This window comes from Pseudomonas tremae, from assembly GCF_001401155.1.
Lineage (GTDB): Bacteria > Pseudomonadota > Gammaproteobacteria > Pseudomonadales > Pseudomonadaceae > Aquipseudomonas > Aquipseudomonas tremae.
Genome location: NZ_LJRO01000039.1, coordinates 1 through 419 on the forward strand (window position 1 = coordinate 1; position 419 = coordinate 419).

Sequence of the window (419 nt, forward strand, 5' to 3'; positions counted from 1 at the left end):
CGCCTGCAACGGGAAAAATCAGCGCTGGCCTCGGGTGTGCTTGACGGTCGCACCAGCGGCGACTGGAAATTGCGCGACGAAGATTTGCAGGCACTGTTCGCCCCGCTTCCCGCAGCCCCGAAGAAAACCCGCAAGTAAACCCGTCCGGCGCTTATTCGACAGCAATATGCTGAAGGATCTGCGCCGTGGACAGGACCGTGGCGTATTCACCGTGCAGGTTGGCCAGCGACATTGCATGCACGTCCTCCGCACTGCGCGGCGTGCCGAAAAAGTCCTGTTGATCGAAGGTAAAGCAGGCATCGTGCGCGACCAGCACATCAAACCCCAGATTGCCGCCACTGCGTGCGGTGGACTCGACCGAATTGTTGGTGATCACGCCGACAATCACCACCTGCCCAATCCCGTCCGAACGTAACCAC

1 protein-coding gene is annotated in these 419 nt (G+C 60.1%); it reads right to left on the minus strand.

The annotated features are described in order from the left end of the window. Positions 1–151: 151 nt before the first annotated feature. Positions 152–419, minus strand: a 268-nt coding sequence (locus ALO43_RS02350; protein WP_157062260.1) for an isochorismatase family protein, incomplete at its 5' end; no start/stop codon positions are given.